The sequence below is a fragment of the Salinibacter sp. genome, from assembly GCF_036626415.1.
Taxonomy (GTDB): Bacteria; Bacteroidota; Rhodothermia; order Rhodothermales; family Salinibacteraceae; genus Salinibacter.
The window spans coordinates 1-5,883 of the sequence record NZ_JAZKRW010000158.1 but is presented as its reverse complement, the minus strand read 5'-3'; the positions used below and the strand labels follow the sequence as shown (position 1 = coordinate 5,883).

The following is a 5,883-nucleotide window of genomic DNA, read 5'->3' as shown; positions in this document are numbered from 1 at the left end:
GCCTGGTTCCTCGGCGCGAGCTTCTTCGGGGGGCTCGTCTTCGAGATCGGGCGCAAGATCCGCGCGCCGGAGGGGGAGCGGACGGGCGTGGAGACGTACAGCAAGGCCTGGGGCTGCACGCGGGCCGTGATCGCCTGGCTGGGGGTTCTGCTCCTAGCGGGCGGGGCGGCCGTCGGGGCGGCGGAGCAAGTGGGCGTAACGACGATCGTAGCGGGAACCCTTGGGGCGGCCCTGCTTGGGGCGGTCGTCGTGGCGGGGCGCTTCCTGCGAGCCCCGTCGCCGGACCGGGCCGAGGCCATCGAAGTGACGTCCGGCCTCTGGCTCCTGGTGCTCTACGGCAGCGTCGGGTTGTTGCCTCTGATTTGGTGAGTGCGAGGGGGAGGCTCTACGCGAGCTTTCAAAATTCCCTCCTCTAGACGCAGTCACTGTCTCCGCTATAATTCTCCTCTGAATGCAGAATATATCGCCCCTTTCTGGCCAGAGGTGTTCATTTTTGCCTAGATGCAAAAACGAACCAAAAAGATCACGGCTGTGAAGAAAATGCCTGACGACGGCTCTGACTCCGCCCGTGGGATGACCCTGCGGGCCCCTGAAATTCTTCAAACTCCCTCACTCCGTTCGGTCAGGCAGTGAAGAATTTCCGGGCGCTCGGATCTTCGCCGTCGTCCGGGCGGCATTTTCTTCAAGGCCGGGGGCGATCGAAGCTTGGAAGAACACGATGTTTGGTGTAGGCAGAGGCCGAAAGCACACTGCGATCACTTATGCAATTCCATCCCAAACGAATGCTGCTGGGACGATGAGCAGATCCAAGACTTCAACAATGATCTCAACGTCGGACCTCCTCATCACGCCGGAAGAGGTATCTCCATCGGATCGAGTCGGGGGCAAGGCCCGGGCCCTGGCCGACCTGCACACGGCCGATCTTCCGGTGCCGGAATGGGTCGTGCTCACCCCGGTGGCCTGCACCGAGAGCCTGGCCGACGCCCAGCAGGAGCGACTCGATGCGGGGCCGCCGCTCGACAACGTCCTGGACGACCTGACCCCGTCGGACGCGGTTCTGCAGGTGCTGTCGGACGCGCTCGACACGCTGTTCGATGACGACACGCCCGCGGGAGAGCGGCGGGTGGCAGTCCGGTCGTCGGCCCTCGACGAGGACGCCGCCGAGCACTCGTTTGCCGGGCAGCTGGAGAGCCATCTGTTCGTGCCGCCGGAGACAGTCCCGGCCCGGGTGGCGGACGTCTGGCGCTCGGCGTTTCGGGCGTCGGTGCTGGAGTACCGCCGGGCGCAGGGCCTGCCGGTCGTTCCGGAGCCCCCGGCGGTCGTGCTCCAGCGCATGGTCGAGCCCGACCGGGCGGGCGTGGCCTTCAGCGCCGATCCGTCGTCGGGACGCCGGGGCATGGCCGTCGTGTCGGCCGTGCAGGGGGTGGGCACCGCGCTGGTCGACGGCGACGTGGACGGCGACACGTACCGCGTCGACCGCACGGGCACGATCCAGGACCGCACCGTTCGCCCGCAGGCCCGGGCCGCCCGTCCCGACCCCGACGCGGAGGGCGGGCTTCGCTGGGACCGTCTCGACGAGGAGGCGCGGGAGCGGCCGGTGCTCAGCGACGACGAGGTGCGGGCCGTGGCCGACCTCGCCCGCCGGGCCGAGCAGCACTTCGACCGCCCGCAGGACATCGAGTGGACGTGGGCCGGCGACACGCTCTATCTTCTCCAATCCCGCCCCATCACCAAACTGGCCGGGCGGCCCGACCCCGGCGCGCCCCTCCGCGTGTGGGACAACAGCAACATCGCCGAGAGCTACAGCGGCGTGACGACGCCCCTTACCTTCTCGTTCGCCCGCCACGCCTACGAGGAGGTCTACCGCGGCTTTTACCGCGTGATGGGCGTGCCGCAGTCCACGATTGAGGCGCACGCCGACACGTTCCGAACCATGATCGGCCTCATTCGGGGACGCATCTACTACAACCTGCTCAGCTGGTATGCGTCGCTCTCGCTCCTGCCGGGGTTCCAGTTCAACCGCGCGTTCATGGAGGACATGATGGGCGTGGATGAGCGCCTGTCGGACGAACTATTGCCGGAAGACGAGCCGGCCTCGTGGACGGAGTGGCTCACGGACGGCCTCACCATGCTCCGCTCGGCGGGGCGCCTCGTGGCCCAGCACTGGCGGCTGCCCCGACGCATCGAGCAATTCTACGACCACCTTGACGGCGTGCTCACCCCGCCCGAGCCGGGCCTCGAGCGGATGCGCCTCGACGAACTGGCCGATTATTACCGGTCCCTCGAAGAGGAGTTGCTGGCGCAGTGGGACGTGCCGATCGCAAACGACTTCTTCGCCATGATCTTCCACGGCCTCTCGAAGCGCATCGTGGAGACGTGGACCGACGTCGACGACCCGGTCAACCTCCACAACAACCTGCTCACGGGCCACGCCGAGGTGGTGAGCACCGAGCCGGCGCGGCGCATGCGCGAGATGGCCGAACGAGCGGCGGACCACGAGGCGCTCGTGGAGACGCTGTGCAGCGGCAGTCTCCCGGACATTCGGAGGGCGCTGGAGGAGCACCCGACGCTCGCGGACAAATTCGAGGCCTATCTCGACCGGTTCAGCGACCGGTGTCTCGACGAGTTGAAGCTGGAGAGCGCGACGCTCCGCGACGACCCGATGACGCTGTATCGGGGCGTCGGGCGCCTGGCGCGGCGCCTGCAGACCACCGATCTGCCGCCGATGGGGGCGACGGAGGAGCATCTGCGCGAAGAGGCGGACAAGCGACTCCGGGAGGCGCTATCGGGCCACCCGCTGCGGCGGTGGGTCACGCGGTGGGTGCTGAAGCATGCCCGCGCCCGTGTGGCGGACCGCGAAAACCTGCGGTTCGAGCGCACCCGCGTCTTCGGCGTGTGCCGTCGGATTTTTCTGGAGATGGGCCGGCGGCTGCACGCGGAAGACCTGCTCGACGACCCGAGGGATGTGTTCTATCTGGAGGTGGACGAGGTGCTGGGCGTCGTGGAGGGCACGGTGTCGACGACGGATCTGCAGGCCCTCGTGGAGGCGCGGCGGGCCGAGTTCGAGCGCTACCGCGAGGAACTGCCCGCTCCGCCGGACCGGTTCCGCACTAGGGGGGCGGTGCACGCCCACGATCTCATCGAGCCGGACGACGATGGGGCCGTCGAGGACGGGTCGGCCCACCTGAGCGGACTGGGCTGCTGTCCGGGGACGGTGGAGGGGCCGGTGCGCGTGGTCGACGATCCGCGGGACGTGTCGCTCGACGGCGACGAGATCCTGGTGGCCAAGCGCACGGATCCGGGGTGGATCACGCTCTTTGCCTCGTGCCGGGGGCTGCTTGTGGAACAGGGCAACCTGCTGTCCCACGCCGCCATCGTGGCGCGCGAGATGGGCCTGCCGGCGGTCGTGTCGCTGCCCAGTATCACGGAGCGGCTTCAGGACGGGGACGTGGTGCGGATTGATGGCGAGACCGGGACCGTTGAGTGGGTTGAGGACGCCTGACCGAGACGGGCAGCCCAAAAATGAAGATGCATCGCCATCCTCCGCGACCGCGGACGGCGGTCTGCCGTCGGCGGTTCACAGCCTCGTTGAGTTGAATGGCAGCAGATCACGACAATTTCTCCGAGCCTCTCGACGCAATGGAAACCAACGCCTCTACATCCAAGCGGATTGCCGGCTGGCTCTACGACCGGCGCTGGGTCGGACTGGGCGTGTGTCTGGTCCTGACAGTTCTGGCCGCCGTGCCCGCGACGCAGGTCCGCGTCGACAACGCAGTGCAGCGCTGGTTCGTGGAGGGCGACCCGGCCCTGACGGCGTACCGGTCGTTCCAGGACACGTACGGCAACGACGAGACGGTCCTCATTGCCCTGCGGCGCGACGACGGCATGCTGACGCCGGTGGGCCTGGAAATCTTGAAAGAAGCGACCCGCGCGCTTCGATCGGTGGAGGGGGTGGCGTCCGTTCAGTCACTCGCGACGATGAAGCAAGTACAAATGGGATTGGCGGGCCCGCGACCCGTATCGCTGGTGCCAGACGAGCGGCTCTCGGCGGCGCAGGCGCGCTCGCTGCGGACCCAGATTCTCGAGTCCGACTCGACGCTGTACGACCGGTTCGTGGGCGACGGCGGGACGATGACGGCGGTGCTCGCCCGGATGCACCCGAACGATCAGGTCGACGGGCGGCGCGACGTAATTCTCGGGCGGATTGCGGAAGTCCTCGATCGGGTGCTGGCGGGCACCGACGTACAGCGGCATCGCGCTGGGGTCGGCGTCATTCTGCACGCGCTCAACAAGGCCTCGACGCAGGACTCGATCCTGGTCCTTCTGGCGTCAAACGTCCTCATCTTCCTGCTGCTCTGGGCATTCTTTCGGCGCATTGCGCCGGTCCTGCTCACGCTCGGCGTGGTTGGGGGGGCGACCGTGTGGCTCATGGGCGCCTACGGGTGGGCGGGGCTTGCCATCAACACGGTGACGCTCGTGATGCCGACCCTCGTGCTCGTCATCTGCACGGCCGACTGCGTGCACCTGCTCCGCCACGCCGCCGACCTGCCCAGGACGCTGTCGCCCCGCGAGCGGGCGGTGCAGACGGTCGGCTTCCTGCTGCGGCCCTGCGGCGTCACGACGCTCACGACGGCCCTCGGCTTTGCCGTGCTCGGGGCCAGCCCGATGCCGGTGGTGCGGCACCTCGGCCTCTTCTCGGCGCTGGGACTACTCTTTGGGCTCGTGGCGGCCGTGGTGGGGTGCACGTGGGGGCTGGCCTACGACCCGGTGCTGCCGGTGCCGTCCGACCGCGCGGGGCTTCGGCACGTGATCGCGTCGACGGTCGAGGGGAGCCTTCGGCACTCGCGTGCGGTCCTGGGAGGCGCCGTTTTGCTCGCCCTCGGGGCGGGGTGGGGACTCGCTCAGATTACCGTGGACACGAACTCGATTGGCTACCTCTACCCCGACCACTCGGTGCGGCAGGACTCGCGCCTCATCGAGCAGGAGCTGGGGCCCTACGCGCCGCTTGAGTTTGTCGTCCGCGCCGACGAGCGGGACGACGTGCGCACGCCGGAGGTGTTCGAGGCGGTGCGGGACTGGGAGCAGGCGGCGGTGGCGACCGGGGCCGTGGGGTGGAGCTACTCGGCGGTCGACGGCGTCCGGCGGCTCCACGGGGCCGTGGCGGGGGGCGGCCCGGCGCTTCCAGAGGGGCGGGATCAGATCGAGACGCTGGTGCAGCTCGGGAGCGGCGATGTGCCCTACCTCGCGGACCTGGCGGCGCATCCGGATCAGCTGCGCGTCACGTTCGGCGTGCCGATGCAGTCGGCCGATGGCCTCGACCGGTCCATACAGGCCGTGACGGGGGCCGCGGCCCTGCCCGAGGGCGTCTCCGTGGCGGCCACCGGCTACCTGCCGCTCTACGTGCGCATCATGACGCTCGTGGTGCAGTCGCAGCTCTGGACGTTCGGGCTGGCCCTGGCCGTGATTCTCGTCGCCATCGGGGGGCTGTTCCGCTCCGTGCGGGCCGCCCTGTGGGCCCTCGTGCCGAACGTGCTGCCCGTGCTCCTGACGCTGGGCGTGATGGGGTGGGTGGGACTGCCGCTCGACGTGGCGACCGTCACCATCGCGGCCGTCCTCTTCGGCCTTATCGTCGACGACACGGTGCACCTGCTGCATCGCTACACGGTCGGCCGCGACCGAGGACTCGCGCCCACGGCCGCCATCCGGCGGGCGGCACGGACGGGCGGGCCCATGCTCGCGACGACCACCTGCGTGATCGGGGGCGGCGTGCTGGTGCTCACCCTCGCACAGGTCAAGTCCGTCGTCTGGTTCGGGGGGCTGACGGCGCTTGGCATCGGGCTCGCGCTGGCCGTGGATCTAGCGGTTTTTCCGGCCCTCATTGCT

The 5,883-nt window shown here is 68.9% G+C and carries 2 protein-coding genes and 1 pseudogene; all 3 read left to right on the top strand.

Translation table 11 applies throughout. The features are described 5' to 3' along the window. Nucleotides 1–369, top strand: a pseudogene (locus V5A20_RS12790) (UbiA family prenyltransferase); the annotation flags it as partial. 451 nt (nucleotides 370–820) lie between these two features. Continuing rightward, nucleotides 821–3,502: a PEP/pyruvate-binding domain-containing protein gene (locus V5A20_RS12785; RefSeq protein ID WP_332327501.1), complete on the top strand. Its 2,682-nt coding sequence runs from the start codon at nucleotides 821–823 to the stop codon at nucleotides 3,500–3,502. A gap of 137 nt (nucleotides 3,503–3,639) precedes the next feature. Beyond that, nucleotides 3,640–5,883: efflux RND transporter permease subunit (locus V5A20_RS12780; protein ID WP_332327500.1), on the top strand; the 2,244-nt coding region annotated here is incomplete at its 3' end.